The sequence below is a fragment of the Bradyrhizobium sp. NBAIM08 genome (genome assembly GCF_020193935.1).
In the GTDB taxonomy this organism is placed as follows: Bacteria; Pseudomonadota; Alphaproteobacteria; order Rhizobiales; family Xanthobacteraceae; genus Bradyrhizobium; species Bradyrhizobium yuanmingense.
Map to the genome: position 1 here is coordinate 716976 of NZ_JADYVR010000002.1, position 18132 is coordinate 735107.

General features: G+C 64.2%; 15 protein-coding genes. 4 read left to right on the forward strand and 11 right to left on the reverse strand.

Translation table 11 applies throughout. The features are described 5' to 3' along the window. The first annotated feature begins 41 nt into the window (after positions 1-41). Entirely contained in the window at positions 42-1286 is a 1245-nt protein-coding gene (locus tag I6F37_RS09630; protein WP_036001246.1) for an efflux RND transporter periplasmic adaptor subunit, read from the forward strand. A gap of 182 nt (positions 1287-1468) precedes the next feature. Next, complete coding sequence (locus I6F37_RS09635; protein ID WP_225151044.1) at positions 1469-4657, forward strand: efflux RND transporter permease subunit; 3189 nt, start codon at positions 1469-1471, stop codon at positions 4655-4657. Between the two features lie 36 nt (positions 4658-4693). Here the strand turns inward: I6F37_RS09635 and I6F37_RS09640 are convergent, their stop codons facing one another. From I6F37_RS09640 to I6F37_RS09665, 6 genes are all read right to left on the reverse strand, one after another. After that, on the reverse strand, positions 4694-5206 hold the full coding sequence (locus tag I6F37_RS09640) for a hypothetical protein (protein WP_036001249.1): 513 nt from the start codon (positions 5204-5206) through the stop codon (positions 4694-4696). Between the two features lie 86 nt (positions 5207-5292). Continuing rightward, positions 5293-5739, reverse strand: coding sequence for a MaoC family dehydratase (locus I6F37_RS09645; protein ID WP_036001252.1), 447 nt, complete (start codon positions 5737-5739; stop codon positions 5293-5295). A gap of 483 nt (positions 5740-6222) precedes the next feature. Further along, positions 6223-6645 (reverse strand): hypothetical protein, encoded by a 423-nt coding sequence (locus I6F37_RS09650; RefSeq protein WP_036001255.1) that lies wholly within the window; start codon positions 6643-6645, stop codon positions 6223-6225. A 12-nt stretch (positions 6646-6657) separates the two neighbouring features. Beyond that, positions 6658-6879 carry a hypothetical protein gene (locus tag I6F37_RS09655; RefSeq protein WP_007592399.1) on the reverse strand — a complete coding sequence of 74 codons (222 nt, stop codon included), beginning with the start codon at positions 6877-6879 and terminating at the stop codon, positions 6658-6660. A 113-nt stretch (positions 6880-6992) separates the two neighbouring features. Continuing rightward, on the reverse strand, positions 6993-7811 hold the full coding sequence (locus I6F37_RS09660; RefSeq protein ID WP_036001257.1) for a lytic transglycosylase domain-containing protein: 819 nt from the start codon (positions 7809-7811) through the stop codon (positions 6993-6995). 40 nt (positions 7812-7851) lie between these two features. Further along, on the reverse strand, positions 7852-9705 hold the full coding sequence (locus tag I6F37_RS09665) for an NAD(P)/FAD-dependent oxidoreductase (protein ID WP_225112180.1): 1854 nt from the start codon (positions 9703-9705) through the stop codon (positions 7852-7854). A 177-nt stretch (positions 9706-9882) separates the two neighbouring features. Between I6F37_RS09665 and I6F37_RS09670 the strand changes: the two genes are divergently transcribed. Then, complete coding sequence (locus tag I6F37_RS09670) at positions 9883-11508, forward strand: long-chain fatty acid--CoA ligase (RefSeq protein ID WP_225112179.1); 1626 nt, start codon at positions 9883-9885, stop codon at positions 11506-11508. A 31-nt stretch (positions 11509-11539) separates the two neighbouring features. Further along, positions 11540-12751 carry an acyl-CoA dehydrogenase family protein gene (locus I6F37_RS09675; RefSeq protein WP_225151046.1) on the forward strand — a complete coding sequence of 404 codons (1212 nt, stop codon included), beginning with the start codon at positions 11540-11542 and terminating at the stop codon, positions 12749-12751. A 21-nt stretch (positions 12752-12772) separates the two neighbouring features. On the opposite strand, the gene I6F37_RS09680 is transcribed toward I6F37_RS09675, so the two are convergent. The 5 genes from I6F37_RS09680 to I6F37_RS09700 all read right to left on the reverse strand — a co-directional run bounded on the left by I6F37_RS09680 (position 12773) and on the right by I6F37_RS09700 (position 17975). Next, a complete protein-coding gene (locus I6F37_RS09680; RefSeq protein WP_036001269.1) occupies positions 12773-13681 on the reverse strand; it encodes an amino acid ABC transporter substrate-binding protein in 909 nt (302 codons plus the stop codon). Positions 13682-13817: 136 nt separating this feature from the next. Further along, positions 13818-15251 carry an amidohydrolase family protein gene (locus tag I6F37_RS09685; protein WP_036001274.1) on the reverse strand — a complete coding sequence of 478 codons (1434 nt, stop codon included), beginning with the start codon at positions 15249-15251 and terminating at the stop codon, positions 13818-13820. 16 nt (positions 15252-15267) lie between these two features. Beyond that, positions 15268-16302 carry an ABC transporter substrate-binding protein gene (locus tag I6F37_RS09690; RefSeq protein ID WP_225151048.1) on the reverse strand — a complete coding sequence of 345 codons (1035 nt, stop codon included), beginning with the start codon at positions 16300-16302 and terminating at the stop codon, positions 15268-15270. A gap of 39 nt (positions 16303-16341) precedes the next feature. Next, positions 16342-17118 (reverse strand): ABC transporter permease, encoded by a 777-nt coding sequence (locus tag I6F37_RS09695; RefSeq protein WP_036001283.1) that lies wholly within the window; start codon positions 17116-17118, stop codon positions 16342-16344. Continuing rightward, a complete protein-coding gene (locus I6F37_RS09700; protein WP_036001404.1) occupies positions 17118-17975 on the reverse strand; it encodes an ABC transporter ATP-binding protein in 858 nt (285 codons plus the stop codon). The genes I6F37_RS09695 and I6F37_RS09700 overlap by 1 nt, the downstream gene beginning before the upstream one ends. Positions 17976-18132 lie beyond the last annotated feature (157 nt).

Consider the following 18132-nt stretch of genomic DNA (forward strand, 5'->3'; position numbering starts at 1 on the left):
CTCCACATCTGTAGTGAACACTACATATCTGGAGCGCGCAAATGCATCCCTCCCAAAATACCTCCCGCACCGGCCATTTCCGCCGCCTTCTGGGCGGCGTCGCCATCGTGGGCGCCCTCGCCGCGGCCGGCTCGATCGTGACCGGCCGCTATTTTCATGCGGCGCAAGCGACCGCACCCGCGGCCGCAGCTGAACAAGCCGTTTCCGTCACCGTCGCGATGATCGAGCCGCGGCAGACCGTGCTGTGGGACGATTTCTCCGGCCGGCTCGAGGCGATCAACCGTGTCGAGCTCCGCCCCCGCGTTGCGGGTGCGATCATGTCGGCGAACTTCACCGAGGGCGCGCTGGTGAAGGCCGGCGACGTGCTGTTCAAGATTGATCCCGCCCCCTATGCGGCCGAGGTCGACAAAGCTGCCGCCCAGCTCGAGGCCGCCAAAGCGCGCGTCGTCTTCACCCAAAGCGAGCTCGAGCGTGGCGCACAGCTCGTCGGCAACGCCGTGGTCACCCGGCGGGACTACGACCAGCGCGACAACGCCAATCGCGAAGCAATCGCCAACGTCAAGGCGGCCGAGGCGACGCTGCAGACCGCAAAGCTCAATCTCGACTACACCGAAGTGCGCGCCCCCGTGGATGGCCGCGTCGGCAAGATCGAGGTCACCGTCGGCAATCTCGTCGCCGCCGGCACCGCCTCGCCGGTGTTGACCTCGCTGGTCTCGGTCAATCCGATCTACGCCTCGTTCGATGCGGACGAAGAGGTGGTGCTGCGCGCGCTGAACTCGATCGCCGATGCTTCCGGCCAACGCGGCAAGCTCGACCAGATCCCGGTCGAGATGACGACCTCGGGCGGCTTGTCCGCGAAGGGCAACATCCAGCTGATCGACAACCAGGTCAACGGCCAGAGCGGCACCATCCGTGTCCGCGCGGTGTTCCGCAACGACGATGGGCGTCTCATCCCCGGCCAGTTCGCGCGCGTGCGCATGGGCCAGCCGAAGCAACAGGCGCTGGTGATGATCGACGAGCGCGCGATCGGCACCGACCAGGACAAGAAGTTCGTGATGGCAGTCGGCGACGACAGCCGCGCCGTCTACCGGCCGGTCACGCTCGGCGGCGCGGTCGATGGGCTTCGCATCGTCACCTCGGGCCTGAAGTCCGGCGACCGCATCGTCGTCAATGGTCTGCAACGCGTGCGTCCGGGAGCCCTGCTCAAGACGGAGGTGGCGGCGATGGGCGCACGGGGGCCGCAGCAGGCGTCGAACCACAGCAACCAGGACGTGGTGCAGCGTTAATGCACCCCGTCATCCCGGGGCGCGCATCGCGCGAACTACGGTGCGCAATTGCGCACCTGAGAATCTCGAGCGTACGAAACTCCGAACACATCACCTCTGGATTCCGGGTTCGCGCTTCGCGCGCCCCGGAATGACGAGTGGAGGTCTCGGAGAACATCAGGATATTGCCCAGGGGCAAGGCCATGAATCTGTCAAAGTTCTTCATCGATCGTCCGATTTTCGCCGGCGTGCTGTCGGTCCTGATCTTCCTTGCCGGCCTGATCTCGCTGTTCGCGATGCCGATCTCGGAATATCCGGACGTCGTGCCGCCCTCCGTCGTGGTGCGCGCGACCTATCCCGGCGCCAACCCCAAGGTTATCGCGGAGACAGTGGCGACCCCGATCGAGGAGCAGATCAACGGCGTCGAGAACATGCTCTACATGTCGAGCCAGGCGACCACCGACGGCGCGATGACGCTGACGGTGACGTTCCGGCTCGGCACCGATCCCGACAAGGCGACGCAGCTGGTGCAGAACCGCGTGCAGCAGGCCGAGCCGCGCCTGCCGGCCGTCGTGCGCCAGCTCGGCATCATCACCAAGAAGTCCTCGCCCGACCTCACCATGGTGGTGCATCTGTTGTCGCCGAACGACCGCTACGACATGACGTATTTGCGCAACTATGCCGTGCTGAACGTCAAGGACCGGCTGGCGCGGATCGACGGCGTCGGCGACGTCCAGCTCTATGGCGCCGGCGACTATTCGATGCGGGTCTGGGTCGATCCGCAGAAGGCGGCCGAGCACGGCCTGACCGCAAGCGACATCGTGCGCGCCATCCAGGCGCAGAACGTCGAGGCCGCCGCCGGCGTGGTCGGCTCCTCTCCGAACGTCAAAGGCATCGATCTCCAGCTCTCGGTCAATGCCGAAGGCCGGCTCGCCAACGAGGAGCAGTTCGGCGACATCGTGGTCAAGACCGGCACGCGCGGCGAGGTCGTTCGTCTGCGCGACGTCGCGCGCATCGAGCTCGGCGCGTCCGAATACGGCCTGCGCTCGCTGCTCGACAACAAGCATGCGGTGGCAATCCCGATCTCCCAGGCGCCGGGCTCCAACGCGCTGCAGATCTCCGACAACGTCCGCGCCACCATGGCGGAGATCAAGAAGAACATGCCGGAGGGCGTGTCCTACCAGATCGTCTACGACCCTACCCAGTTCGTTCGCTCCTCGATCGAGGCTGTGATCCACACGCTCTTGGAGGCGATCGCGCTGGTCGTGCTGGTCGTGATCCTATTCCTCCAGACCTGGCGGGCCTCGATCATTCCCCTGCTGGCCGTGCCGGTGTCGATCGTCGGCACCTTCGCCGTGATGCACGTGTTCGGCTTCTCGATCAACGCGCTCACCTTGTTCGGCCTGGTGCTCGCTATCGGCATCGTTGTCGACGACGCCATCGTCGTGGTCGAGAACGTCGAGCGCAACATCGAGTCCGGGCTGTCGCCGCGCGATGCCACCTATCAGGCCATGCGCGAGGTCTCGGGCCCGATCATCGCGATCGCGCTGGTGCTGATCGCGGTGTTCGTGCCGCTCGCCTTCATCTCCGGCCTCACCGGGCAGTTCTACAAGCAGTTCGCGCTGACGATCGCGATTTCGACGGTGATCTCCGCCATCAATTCGCTGACGCTGTCTCCGGCGTTGTCGGCGCTGCTGCTCAAGGGCCACAACGAGCCGAAGGACCGGCTGACGCTGATCATGGAGAAGAGCCTCGGCTGGTTCTTCCGCGGGTTCAACAAGGCGTTCACGCGGTCCTCGGAGAACTACAGCGGCAGCGTCGGCAAGGTGATCTCGCGTAAGTCCGCGATGATGGGCCTTTATGTGGTCCTCGTCGGACTCACCGCATTTCTGTTCCAGCAGGTGCCTGGTGGATTCGTGCCGGGCCAGGACAAGCAATATCTGGTCGGCTTCGCCCGCCTGCCCGATGGCGCCACGCTCGACCGCAGCGAAGAGGTGATCCGCAGGATGAGCGACATCGCGCTGACCCAGCCCGGTGTCGAGAGCTCGGTAGCCTTCCCGGGCCTGTCGATCTCCGGCTTCACCAACTCATCCAATGCCGGCATCGTGTTCTCGACGCTGAAGCCGTTCGACGAGCGCAAGGATTCCTCGCTCAGCGGCCCTGCGATCGCGGCCGAGCTGAACAAGAAATATGCCGGCATCCAGGAAGCCTTCATCGCCATGTTCCCGCCGCCGCCGGTCAACGGCCTCGGCACCATCGGCGGATTCAAGCTGCAGATCGAGGACCGCGCCGGTCTCGGCTATGACGCCCTGAACGAGGCCACCAACGCCTTCATGGCGGCGATGCAGAAGGCGCCGGAGATCGCGGGCGTGTTCTCCAGCTTCCAGGTCAACGTGCCGCAGCTGTTCGCCGACATCGACCGCACCAAGGCGCTGCAGCTGGGCGTGCCCGTGACCGAGGTGTTCAACACGCTGCAGATCTACCTCGGCTCCTACTACGTCAACGACTTCAACAAGTTCGGCCGCACCTATTCCGTCCGCGTCCAGGCCGATGCGCCGTTCCGCGCCCGCGCCGACGACATCAGGCAGTTGAAGGTGCGCTCGTCGTCCGGCGACATGGTGCCATTGTCGGCGCTGCTCAATATCCGCCAGAGCGCGGGGCCGGAGCGCGCGATCCGCTACAACGGCTTCCTGTCGTCCGATATCAACGCGGCGGCTGCGCCGGGCTTTTCATCGGGCCAGGCGCAGGAAGCGGCGACGCGGATCGCGGCGGAAGTGCTGCCGCCGGGCTTTGCCTTCGAATGGACCGACCTGACCTATCAGGAGTTCATCGCCGGCAATTCCGGCATCTGGGTGTTTCCGCTGGCGATCCTGCTGGTGTTCCTGGTGCTGGCCGCGCTCTATGAGAGCCTGACCCTGCCGCTGTCGATCATCATGATCGTGCCGATGGGCTTGCTCGCCGCGATGTTCGGCGTCTGGATCTCCAAGGGCGACAACAACGTCTTCACCCAGATCGGCCTCATCGTGCTGGTCGGCCTCTCCGCCAAGAACGCGATCCTGATCGTCGAATTCGCGCGCGAGCTCGAATTCGCCGGGCGCACGCCGATCCGGGCTGCGATCGAAGCCAGCCGCTTGCGGCTACGCCCGATCCTGATGACGTCGATGGCCTTCATCATGGGCGTGCTGCCGCTGGTGCTCTCGACCGGCGCAGGCTCGGAGATGCGGCGCGCGATGGGCGTTGCCGTGTTCTCGGGCATGATCGGCGTCACCGTGTTCGGCCTGTTCCTGACGCCGGTGTTCTATGTGCTGCTCAGAACCGTCACGGGCATGAAGCCGCTGGTTCATCACGGCAGTGACATCAGCGCAGCGCCGGTCCAGGGGCCTGCCGAGTGAACAGCGTCCCGCCGCGGCACGCCCCCGGCGGGACCATCATTTCCGGTTCTCCTCGCAGAATTTCAGCGCCGCCAGCGCCTCGCCGGCCCGCGGGATCTGCATCTCGATGCTGTCATCGTCGTCGTCCTCGAAGTCCAGCGTGAGGCGCTTGGCCTTCGCGAGGCGGTCCATGATCGACTGGTCGTATGCGAAGATGCCGCGCACCGTGGTCTTGTCCATGACCTCCCACTTGGCCTTCTTCATGATGTCGGCATCGTCGGTGCCGACATCGGCCCGGAGGATCTCACCGGCCTTGTCCCATTCCCAACCGTCGTAGATCATCACGATCACGATCGCCTGCTCGGAATAGGTGATCACGATGACGTAGTCGCGGTTCTCGTCATCCTTGTCCTTGTAGCCGCGGCTGGCATTGCAATGGGTGTCCTGCGCCCGCTTCTCGATGGTCCAGTCGCCGACTTTGGATTGTTGCGCAAGCGCGGGCCTCGAGCTCGAGGCGGTTGCGCTCAAGACGCAAGCGAGAATTCCGGCGGCAAGAAGAGATCGTTTCATGTCGGCCTCCAGCGCGTTCCCCGCGCCGAGATGACCACCTCTCCCGGCGGCTCGCAAGAGGGCGAGGCGAACGGCCGGCCGCCGTCCTATCCCCGCCGCGGCACGATCGCGATCGGAGTGAAGGTGTAAACCTCCTCGCCGTTCTGGTTGAACATGGTCCATTTCACCAGCGCGATGCCTTGCGGCTTCGATTTCGACGGCGTCAGGCTCATGACCTCGCCGACCAGATGCAGGCGGTCGTTGGGCCGCACCGGCATGGTCCAGCGCAGGCCGTCCACACCGGCGCCGATCAGCGGATGCGGGCCGAACGGACGGGTCTGGATCGCAAGGTTCATCGCGATCGCGGCGGTGTGCCATCCCGAGGCGGCAAGCCCCTTGAACAGGGTCTGCTTCGCCGCCTCGTGGTCGAGATGCATCGGCTGCGGATCGAACTCGGCGGCAAATCGCTTGATGTCGGCCTCGGTGACCACGACTTCGGGGGATTTGAACTGCATTCCGATGGTGAGATCGTCGAACCACTCGACCTGCGCCATGATTTTGCCTCGCAAAATGACGTGCCGCTCCCGAAGAGACGGCTCAAAATCGACTGAGCCATGAGGGATATAGCGGGCCCGCAGCGCACAAACCAGCGCAAGGTTCCTGACGAAACCCCTTTCCCGATGCGACGAAACACGCCTGAAACAGATGGCCGCTTAAGTAGTTGTCAAAATAAATACAGGGACGGCCACCATGCAGTTCATCCTCGACCTGATCTACGAATATTCGTGCTGCCAGAATCTCGTTGCCCAGCCGCTGCGGGAGGACGAGCTATGATCGAGCTGATCTCAGCCCTGCTCGCGCTGTGCAGCATCGGCGTCTTCGCGGCGCATGCGTTCGACGCTTACCGCACTACGCATTCCTGACCGTTCTGACGCTAAAGCGCGATGCGATTAGGATGAATCGTCATCGCGCTTTAGGTTTTGTTTGAGCATGATCTTTTTGGAAAACCGCTCCGCACTTTTCCTCCGGATCATGCTCTAGAAAGGTCGCCGGTAGAAGTGCTCGGAATGCGTCGCCGGCGGAAACCGGTTGGCGAGCGCAAGCGCCCCTCTCTCGTCCGTCTCGAGCGCGATCTTCTGCGCCAACATCACATCGCCCGGTACCAGGAAGCCTGACGGGACGAAGCACCACCCCATCGTCGCGCGCCCCTCACTATCGACCTCGTGGACGTTGGCGGCTGTGCCGTAGTGGATGCGATAGGTCCGGCCGGTGTCGCAACCGACGACGTCGAAATACCGAAACTGCTCGAATTGAGCGCGCTGCGCCGGTGACAGCCATTCGGCCAGAAGCCGGCGGCCGCGCGCATCCGGCGTGTTCTCGCCGAAGAAGCGGCGATAGAGTTCACGCAGCGCATGCAGGCGCGCACGCGCCGGCGCGCGGAGCCAAACTGCCGCGATCATGAGCAGCTCAGATCAACCGCCGACCAGGCGGGGATAGAACAGCGTTTCCTGCGCGGTCGGATCGAACGATCGGATCCGGGTCACTTCGCCGGGTCCGGTTCGAAGCGCGGCGGTGAAGCCCGCTCCGGTCAGCTCACGAAAGCGCCGTTCGGCTCGCGCCAGCGCCTCGGCGTTGCCAGGATCAAACTCGTGGCGCGTATCGCCAGTTTGGTCCATCACGATCTGGGTAGCCATGTTGAGTCTCCTCATGCCCAGCCCTGAACTTGATCAAAGCAAACCTCGTGCCGTCGGTTCCAGAAGGCAACAACTTTCTCTCGCCGTCGCATCACACGTCGCTGAGCAAGAGCTCAGCGTGAGGCCGCAGCACTCCCGCCCTCGTCGATCTGCCGGCCCATCAGCGCGATCGCCTTCTGATAGACACCAGCGGCATTCCAAGCCTCGATGGCAGCGAAATTGGGCTCGCCCGGCTGGTATCCGGCTCCCGCACGCCAACCATGGGCTTTGAGGAAATTCGCGGTCGAGTTCAGCGCATTGGCCGCAACTTCGAGATTGCCGGTGCCGTAGGCCAGAATGCTCTTGGGCATGAACTGGGTCTGGCCGACCTCGCCATGCATGGAGCCGCGGGTCGATCCCGACAGCGTACCGCGGTCGATCAGCTTCAGGGCGGCATAGAGCTGGTCGGTGAAGAATTCGGGACGGCGGCAGTCATAGGCGAGGGTCGCAATCGACGACAGCATGTTCTGGTTGCCGCGCTGGCTGCCGAAGCCGGTCTCCATGCCCCAGATCGCGATCAGCGGCCCGGGCGGGACGCCATAGCGCTGCTCGATCGAGGCGAACAAGGCGGCCTGCGACTGCTTGAGCTGCCGGCCCTTGGCGACGATGGTGGTGGCGCCGCGCTTGGCCAGGAACTGGTCCAGCGTCAGCGAGAAGCTGCGCTGGCCGCGGTCGGCCGCGATCGTGGCGCTGGCATAGTTCGTTTGCATCAGCGCCGACAGTGCGGTGGGGCCGATGCCCTTGCCCTGAGCCTCCGCGCTGAACTCGCGCTTCCAGGCCTCGAAGCCGGCCGGCGAGCTGCCGCATTGCGCGGCCTCGGCGGAGGATGCCAGGCAACCGAGCAGCGTCATTGCGCCAAGAACCGCTCCCGCAACAGCCCTGCCCCTGATCATGCCCGACCTCTCCTGTCCTGTACCGCTCGGCGGCGCAATCTTACCCGCTGGAATGCGCCGACTCCATGGCCCGATCATAGGACAATTCGAGGCCTTCCAGGTTGCCCTCTTTGCGCCATTTGTCGAGCAGCCGCAGGAATGCCACCGGCCCGCGCCAATATTGGCTGTTTCTTGCCGCGATCGGATCGAACACGCCTTCGTTATTGTAGTAGCCCGGCGTGCATTCGGCGAGATAGGTCTGCCGACCGAGCGCGGCCTTGACGACCTCCTCGACCCAGGCGTTCTCGGCCGCAAGCGTCGGCTCCAGGGTGCGTGCGTTGCGCTCGCGCGCCTGCTTGATGACATAGGCGATGTGCTGCGACTGCTCGTCGATGATGTGCGGAAAATTGGCGCTCTGGCCGGCCTGCACGGTGACGATCAGGAAGCAGTTCGGAAAGCCGCGGCTGTAGAAGCCGTGCAGCGTCTTGACGCCGTCCTGCCAGCGCTCGGACAGGCTCATGCCGTCGCGGCCATAGACCTCGAAGCCCATTCGGCGCGCGTAATCGGTGCCGACCTCGAAGCCGCTGGCATAGATCAGGCAGTCGAGCTCGTAGGCCTTGCCGCCGGCGACGACGGCATTCTCGGTGATGCGTTCGACGCCCTTCCCCCCGGTATCGACGAGATGCACATTGGGACGGTTGAAGGTGTCCAGATATTCGTCGTGGAAGCAGGGCCGCTTGCAGAACGCCTTGTACCACGGCTTGAGCGCAGCCGCGGTCGCCTCGTCCTTGACCACGGTGTCGACGCGCGCGCGGATCTCCTCCATCTTGCGGTAGTCGGCCTGCTCGATGACCTTCAGCGCTTCTTCAATCGAGGTCACCGGCTGCTTTTGCCGGCGCGGTGCCAGCAGGATTTCGCCGAGCAGGCCGGTCCAGCCGTCCTGCACCAGGTCCTGCTCGAACGGCTCGCCTGAAATCACGGCGGTAAAATTGTCCATGCGCTCGCGCTGCCAGCCTGGCTTGAGGCTCTGCGCCCAGGTCGGGTCCGTCGGACGATCGTCGCGAACGCCGATTGCGGACGGCGTGCGCTGGAACACATAGAGCTCCTTGGCGGAGCGGCCGAGATGCGGCACGCATTGCACGGCGGTGGCGCCGGTGCCGATGATGCCGACGCGCTTGCCGGCAAGACCGGTAAGGCCACCATCCGCGTTGCCGCCGGTGTAGCCGTAATCCCAGCGGCTGGTATGAAAGCTGTGACCTCTGAACGTCTCGATGCCGGCAATCCCCGGCAGCTTCGGACGGCTCAGCGGACCGCCGGCGAGGATGACGAAGCGCGCGCGGATCTGGTCGCCCCTGTTGGTCTCGACCAGCCACCGCGCCTCATGCTCCTGCCAGGTCATCCGCGAGATGACGGTCTGAAACAGCGCGCGCTCGTACAGGTCGAAATGACGGCCGATGCGGCGCGAGTGCTCGTAGATCTCCGGCGCCCGGGCATATTTGCGCACGGGCATGTAACCGGTCTCTTCCAGCAACGGCAGGTAGATATAGCTCTCGGTATCGCAGGCGGCGCCGGGATAACGATTCCAGTACCAGGTGCCGCCGAAGTCGGCGGCCTTTTCCACAATACGAAAATCCGCAATGCCGGCCTCGCGCAATCGCGCGCCACACAGCAGGCCGCCGAAGCCACCGCCGACGATGAGCACTTCGGTCGCTTCGTTGATGGCCGCGCGCGCAAATCCGGGATCGGCCCAGGGGTCGTCGAGATAACGGCCGAACTCGCCCGCAACCTCGACATACTGCGCCTTGCCCTCGGCGCGCAGACGGCGGTCGCGCTCGTCGCGATAACGGGCACGGAGGGCGGAAATATCGACCGTAGAAGCGCCGCTTGCATCGGTCTTGTGTCTTTCCGCTGACATTCGATTCCTCCCGCGCATGCTGCTTCGCCGGCAGCTCACCGCACGTTAGCGCCGAAAAAGCGCTGCATGCAATCACGCTGATTGTTTTTTGCGTGAACGCTGCGTGACGTTCCGCTAACCTCGAGCGCAAATCACGAGCCTACGCCATGCAACGACGTGGCTATCCGGAGGGAGACCATGCAGGGATTGATGATGGACATGCCGCTGCTGATCAGCGGCCTGATCCAGTATGCGGCCGATTATCATGGCGAAGCCGAGATCGTCGCACGCGAGATCGAGGGCGACATCCATCGCTACACCTACTCAGACGCGCATCCGCGCATCAAGCGCATGGCGCTGGCGCTGAAGCGGCTCGGCATGAAGCAAGGCGATCGCGTCGGAACGCTGGCCTGGAATACACACCGGCATTTCGAGATGTTCTACGCCGCGCCGGGCATGGGCTACGTGCTGCACACGGTCAATCCCAGGCTGTTTCCCGAGCAGCTCATCTACATCATCAACCATGCCGGGGACCGCCTGCTCTTCATCGATCGCGCCACGCTGCCGCTCGTGGAGGCGATCGCGCCGCAGCTAACGACGGTCGAAGCCTATGTCGTGATGTCCTCGCGCGAGCGGATGCCGGAGACGAAGCTCGCGAACGTGCATTGTTACGAAGAGCTTCTGGACCGCGAGAACGATGCCGGCTTCGCCTGGCCGGAGTTCGACGAGAAGTCCGCCTCCACGATCTGCTACACCTCAGGCACGACGGGCAATCCAAAGGGCGTGATCTACTCGCACCGCGCCGCGATCCTGCAGACCATGACCTGCTGCAATTTCGACTTCCTGCCGGGACATGTCGAAGGTGTGCGCGAGGTGATGATGCCGATGGCGCCGCTGTTCCACGGCAATGGCTGGAACATGCCGTTCACAGCGCCCTATACGGGATCGAAGCTCGTGCTGCCCGGCCGCAACTACGAGCCGGACAAGCTCTATGAATTGCTGGAAGGCGAGAAGGTGACGCTGTCGGCGGGCGTGCCGAGCTTCTGGCTGATCCTGCTCGATTGGCTCGGGCGGACCGGTAACAAATTCTCGGCCTTGCGCGCGACGTTGTCGTCGGGCTCGGCCCCGCCGCGCGCGATGGTGGAGAAGCTCAAGCGCGAATACAATGTCGACTACATCCAGGCCTGGGGCATGACCGAGGCGCTGGGCTGCTCGATGCCGGGCCTGCGGCCCGGCTCGGAGCACCTCAGCGAGAAGGAGAGATTCGACCGGCGCCAGGTCTCCGGCCGCGCCTGCTTCGGCACCGCCTTGCGCATCGTCGATGATGCCGGCAACGAGCTGCCGCGCGACGGCAAGACCGTCGGCCATCTGCGCGCCCGTGGCCCCTGGGTCGCCTCCGGCTACATGAAGCTGGACGAAGGCCTCGACCGCGACGGCTGGCTGATCACCGGCGACATGGCCGTGATCGACCCACAAGGCCACGTCACGCTGACCGACCGATCCAAGGACGTGATCAAGTCCGGCGGCGAGTGGATCTCCTCGATCCAGCTCGAGGACATCGCCCTGTCCCACCCCGACGTGCTGCAAGCGGCCGTCGTCGCGATCAGCCACGAGAAATGGCAGGAGCGCCCCCTGCTCCTCGTCGTCCGCAAGAAGGGCGCGACCGTCGACGGCAAGGCGCTGCTCGAGCACATGCGTCCGAAGATCGCGAGCTGGTGGCTGCCGGACGCCGTCGAATTCCTCGACGAATTCCCGATGACCGGCACCGGCAAGGTGCTGAAATCCGCTCTGCGCGATAGGTTCAAAGAGTACCGGGTCGCGTGACCCGCTCGCCGTCGATCAAGGAGACCAGAAAATGCTCTATCCGATGTCGCCGAAAGTCGTCGAGCTCAAGCGCAGGCTCGAAAGCTTCATGGACCGGCACATCTATCCGAACGAGGAGCGCTTCTACCGCGAGGCTGAAGAGCTCGGGCCGTGGAAGGTCTATCCGGTCGTCGAGGAGCTTAAGCCGCTGGCGCGCGCGGAGGGGCTGTGGAATCTGTTTCTGCCCGAGAGCGATCACGGCGCGGGCCTCTCCAATCTCGAATACGCGCCACTGTGCGAGGTGATGGGCCGTTCGCACCTTGCTCCTGAAGTCTTCAACTGCTCGGCGCCCGACACCGGCAACATGGAGGTGCTGGAGCGTTACGGCAGCGAGCAGGACAAGGAGCGCTGGCTGAAGCCGCTGCTCGGGGGCGAAATCCGCTCCTGCTTCGCCATGACCGAGCCGGCGGTCGCATCATCCGATGCGACCAACATCGAGAGCTCGATCGTACGGGACGGCCACCATTACGTCATCAACGGGCGCAAATGGTACACCACCAACGCGACCGACCCGCGCTGCAAGATCTGCATCTTCATGGGCAAGACCGACCCCGACAATCCCGACCGTCACAAGCAGCAATCCATGATCCTGGTGCCGATGGACACGCCGGGCATCGAGGTCAAGCGTCCCCTGCCCGTGTTCGGCTTCTACGGCGTGCCCGACCGCGCCTCCGAAGTGGTGTTCACCAATGTGCGCGTGCCCAAGGAGAACATGCTGCTCGGCGAGGGCCGCGGCTTCGAGATTGCGCAGGGCCGTCTCGGGCCCGGCCGCATCCATCATTGCATGCGGCTGATCGGCCTTTCCGAACGCACGCTGGAGAAGATGTGCCGCCGCGTGCGGAGCCGGGTCGCCTTCGGCAAGCCGGTCTCGGAGCAGACGGTGACGCAGGAGCGCATTGCGGAGGCGCGCATCATGATCGAGCAGGCGCGGCTACTGACGCTGAACGCGGCCCATGCGATGGACACGGTCGGCAACAAGGTGGCGAAGGCAGAGATCGCAATGATCAAGGTCGCCGTGCCCAACATGGCCTGTCAGATCATCGACTGGGCCATTCAGGCCCATGGCGGCGGCGGCACCTCGAACGATTTCGGCCTGACGCAGGCCTACGCCACCGCGCGCTTGCTGCGACTTGCCGATGGACCCGATGAGGTCCATCGCAACCAGATCGCGCGGCTCGAGCTGAAGAAATACTCGAACGCCTAAGAAAGGCGCTCTTCCTTCGCTTCAGTTCACCACATAGACGTCAGGATCGGCGCTCGAGCTCGGTTTCTTGAAGGCGTTGCGCAAGGCTGATGACATCGGGACGTTGTAGTTGAGGCCGTTCGGCGGCGTCGGCGATTGCAGCCACTTCTTGTAGAGCGCCTCGATCTCGGGGGTGGCATAAAGCTCCGCGGTGGCGCGATCGGCGAGCGCCTTGAACGGCGCATCCTCTCGCCGCAGCATGATGCCGTAGGGCTCGGGCTTGGAGAACGCCTCCTCGCTGATCATGTAAGCTTGCGGCTCCTTCGACCGCGCGATCGCGACCGCGAGCTGGACGTCGTCGAGCGCATAGGCCTGGGCGCGGTCGGTCTCCAGCAGCAGGAAGGCCTCGGCCTGGTCCTTGGCCGGCATGATGTTGATGCCGAGATTGCGCTCGGTGTTGACCTTGGCGAGCTGCGTCAAGTTCACGGATCCCGCGACCGCCGTGACCGCCTTGCCCTTGAGATCGTCGATGGTCTTGATGCTCGCCGCCTTCCTGGCCGCGAACCGCGTCGCGCTGAGGAAGTGCGTGTTGGTGAAGGCGACCTGCTTCTGGCGGTCGGCATTGTTGGTGGTCGCCGAGCAATGCAGGTCGAGCGTGCCGTTGACCATCAAAGGAATCCGGTTCGAGGACGTCACCGCGACAGTCTCGACCGAAATGTCCGATATGCCGAGTTGCTTCTTCACGGCATCGACGATACGGAGGCAGATGTCCATGGCAAAGCCGACCGGCTTCTGGTTGCCGTCGAGATAGCTGAATGGGACGGAGGCCTCCTGATAGCCCAGCGTGATCTTCTTGGTCTCCTTGACCTTCTGAAGCGTGCCCGTGAGGTCTTCGGCCGAAGCTGCGCCGGCAAGACATGTCAGGGCCAGGAGAATGGTCGGTAGGCGCATCAGGGGCTCCTCGAAGGGGATTGGTGTCGAACTATCGAGGAGCTGATAGCCTAGAGGTCGGTCATGCGCCAGACGAGGCTGCGTCTACCAGCTATCGCTGTTTGATATGCATTTCGTCGCGGCGCCCATCGGCGCGTCACTGGCACGTCAGCTGCTGCTCGAACCAGCCGCTCAACCGATCCGACAGGGACGGCCACATCCGCCGGAAGCTGTCGAGCTTGCCGACATTGGCGCGATACATCGCCCGCAATTCCTGCTCGACAGCCGGCAGGTCGACGCCTGCGCAGACCCCGTCCCGCGCGATCGTCCTGCCGGCGACGACCACCTCCTTCACCAGCGACGCATTGCCGCGCGCGAACAGCAGCGCCATGGGATCGACCGGCATGATCTGGTCTCGATCGAGCCGGTCAAGATCGATCACGACGTAGTCGGCGGGATTGCCCGCCGCGAGCTCACCATTCCCGGGCGCCCCGGTCGCATGGCGTCCGTTGCGGATGGCGAGCGCAAACATCTCGGCGGGCGTCCATGTCGCCTTGAAGCCGAGCCCGCCGTGAACCATCTGCACCAGCCGCATCTCGCGCAGGATGTCGTCATCCTCGTCCAGCGCCAGACCGTCGACGCCCACAGTGATGGCGCAGCCGCATCTGTGCGCGGCGGCGATCGGGGCGAGGCCCGAACGCAGATGCATGTTCGAGCTGAAATTGGTGACGATGCGCGCGCCGGAGGCCGCGATCATCTCGAGCTCTTCGGGACGGGCGTGAATGCAATGCGCCAGCGTCAGCCGCTCGGAGAGAAAGCCGACCTCGCGAAGCCAGCGCACCATGTCCGGAAAGTGCTGGTCGGCCCAGGCGCGCTGATAAACTGTTTCCAACAGATGCATGTGAATGCGGCGACCGGTCCGTGCGGAGTTCTCCGCGACGGCCTCCAGCAGCGGCTTCGAGCACCATTGCACGCCGGCGGGCCCGAACTGCACGTCGACCATCGGTCCGGCGATGGCTGCGGCAATCGCATCGGTCAGCTCGATATAGGCCTTTGGCGACAGCGGCGCGCGAACGAAGAGATCCTCGATCGACTTGCGATCGTCCCCGGGAAGCCCTGAAAGCACCGGCTCGGCATCACCGTAGACGATGGGGTTCTGGTCGCGCACCGCCATTGCAAACGCCATGCGAATCCCGACCTCGGATGCGGCTTTCGCGATGGCCTTGGCCTCGTCCAGCAGCGGCATCGTCCCGCTCGGACGCGTGTAATGGACCATCATCGCCGCGCAGCCTGCCTTGGCGGAACGGGCCAATGCCGAGACGGCTGTCAGATAGGGATCGACCGGCGAGCCCAGCGCGGTTCGCAAAATCCAGCTTTCCAGGGGCATGCCGACCGCACCGAAGGACGACGCCGTGGCACGGGCATGATCATGGGCGTTGACGAAGGCAGGGATGACGAAGGAGCGAGGCGCCGGCCCCGCTCCTTCCGAGATTTCGGTGATGACGCCCTCGTCGTGCCGCAGCACGACGTTCTCGCTGACGCCACGGTCAGGGCCACGGAACAGGCTGGTTGCCGAGATCGCCGTGGCCATGGCTGTTCCTCCAATCTCAGTTGGCAGTGTACACCAGTTCCCGCTCCGCGCGCGGCGGCAGGAATTCGCGCGAGAACACCTCCGCCGGCGTCGGCGCACGGGCGAGCTGGTAGCCCTCGACCACGATGCCGATCGCGCGTGTCATCCGGTCGTCCTTGATGTCGCCGATGCCGATCTCCTTCATCTCCGGCGAGACGATCAGCTTCTCGAAGGAATATTGCAGCCGCCGGTTCTCGACATCGGCGTTGATGAGGTTGTCGTAGTTCAGTGCCGCCTTCATGCCGGCATTCTGGTCCTTGGCGATCGCGATCGCACCCTTGTTGATGGCGCGCACCAGGCCCGCCACGGCCTTCGGATTCGAGGCGATCAGCTTGCGGGAGACCATCACGCCGTTGGAATAGAGATCGAGGCCATATTCACCGAAGGAGAACCATTTGAAGTCCTTGTCCGGATCCTGGCGGTTGAGCACCAGATTGAAATAGCTGGTGATGTTGAAGACGAGGGCCGCATCGATGTCGCCCTTGATCAGCATCGGCTCCTGCAGGTTCGGCAGGTTCGGCGCCATGTTGGAGATCTTGATCTTCTCACCGTCGAGACTATTCTTGCGCGTGAACACCGGCAACAGGCGCGTCGTCGGCGTGCCCTGCGCACCGCCGAGCGTGCGGCCTTCGAAATCCTTGATGGTGTTGATGCCGCTGCTCTTCTTGGCGACGATGGCGAACGGCGGCTGGTTCCACATCATGTAGACCATGACGGGCGCCTCCTGCGGCTTGGTCGAGGCGTTCTGGATGATGGCGTTGACGTCGCCGAAGCCGGCGTCATAGGCGCCCGACATCACGCGCGTGACGGTGGCGCCGGAGCCCTCGCCCTGATCGATGACGACGTTGAGGCCTTCCTCTTTGAAGAAGCCGTTGTCCTTGGCATAGAAGAAGGCAGCGTCGCTGCCCTGGGTTTTCCAGCCTAGCGTGAACTTGATCGTGGTCTCCTGCGCGGTGGCGGCGCCTGCGGATAGCGCCAATCCAAGCAGCGCGGCGGTTAACTTCCTCAACATCGAGACCTCCTCAGCTTCGTTGCGTGACGGTTCAAGAAATCAGGTGGCGATCACGTCGTTCTTGCGCGTGGCCCAGCCGGTGACCTGTCCTTCGATCAGCGAGAACACGACGTAGAGCGCGACACCGAGCCCGGCGAGCACGAACAAGCCCGCGAACACCAGCGGCACGTTGAAATTGGAGGACGCGGTCATCATGACGTTGCCGATGCCGCGGTTGGAGGCGACCGTCTCCGACAGCACCGCGCCGACGAAGGCGTAGGAGATCGCGACCTTCAGCGAAGCAAAGAAGAACGGCATGGTGCGCGGCAGACCGACATTCCAGAGGATATCGAGCTTGCTGGCGCCAAGCGCCTTCAAGACGTCCTCGAGCTCGGGCTCCGTGGTGGCAAGTCCCGTCGCGATATTGACCACGATCGGGAAGAAGCAGATCGACAGCGCAGTCAGCACCGCCGGCACCGTGCCGGAGCCGAACCACAGCACGAAGATCGGCACCACCGCGACCTTGGGGATCGAGGAGAAGCCGATCAGCAGCGGATAGCAAGTGTCGTAGGCCGTCTTCGACACGCCGATGATCGCGCCGAGGGCGACGCCGAGCGCGACGCCAAGCACGAAGCCGAGCATGGTGGTGGCGAGCGTCTGCACGATGTGCGGCCACAGCACCGGGAAGCGCTGGACCAGCGTCACGAACACCTGCGAGGGCCGCGGCAGCACCAGGTCGGACATGCCGGTCATCAGGCAGAACAGCTCCCAGGCGACGAAGAACAGCACGATCAGCCCCGCCGACCACGCTTTTTGCCTGACATCGATCCCGAACATCAGCCTGCCCCCTGCTCAGCGGCGCTGCGCGCATCCTCGATGAAGGCGCGCAGCTTCTGGTTCAGCGCGACGAAATCCGGCTCAAAGGTCATCGCCACGGTGCGCGGCCGCGCGAACTCCACGCGGCTGTCGTCGAGGATGCGGCCGGGACGCGCGCTCATCACGCAGATACGACTGGCGAGAAAACCGGCCTCGCGCAGATCGTGCGTCACCAGCAGCACGGTCGGCTTGTGCGTCATCCAGAGATTCTGGAGGATCGCCCAAAGCTCCTCGCGCGTGAACTGGTCGAGCGCACCGAAGGGCTCATCCAGCAGCAGCATGCGCGGCTCGTGGATCAGCGCACGGCAAAGATTGGCGCGCTGGAGCATGCCGCCGGAGAGCTGCCAGGGATAGCGGTTGCCGAACCCTTTGAGGCCGACCTGCTCCAGCAGCGCATTGGCCTTGTCGCGGAATTCGGTCTTGCGCAGCTTGCGGAACTTCGAGCGGAACGGCTCGACGATCTTCAGCGGCAGCATGATGTTCCGCTCGATCGTCATCCACGGCAGCATGGTCGGGTTCTGGAAGGCCATGCCGACCCGCATCGCCCGTGCCGCCACCTCGCGGCCGCCGACGATGACGACGCCGCTGGTCGGCTGCACCAGGCCGCTGACCAGCCGCAAAATGGTCGATTTGCCGCATCCGGATGGGCCGACCAATGCGACAAACTCGCCGTCGGCGATCTTGAGCGTGGTCTTCGACAAAGCAGGCACGGCGCGGTCGCCGCGCCCGAAGGTCACCGAGGCCTCCGACAGCTCGATCGCGATCGTCGCAGAGCCTTCGGGAACGGGCTGGCCGTCGAACTGGGCGTTGGGTTGCATGCGCATCACGGAAAAAAGTGCATGCAAGCTGGATGCCAGCGATCGAGCCCCGCGAAATCAAAGGCCTAGCCGAAACCCGCGCCAAACCGCCGGATTCGATTTAGGCAGTCCGAAGGCCAAACTGCATGCAATTGGAGCGCTGAATCGGCGCGAGCCT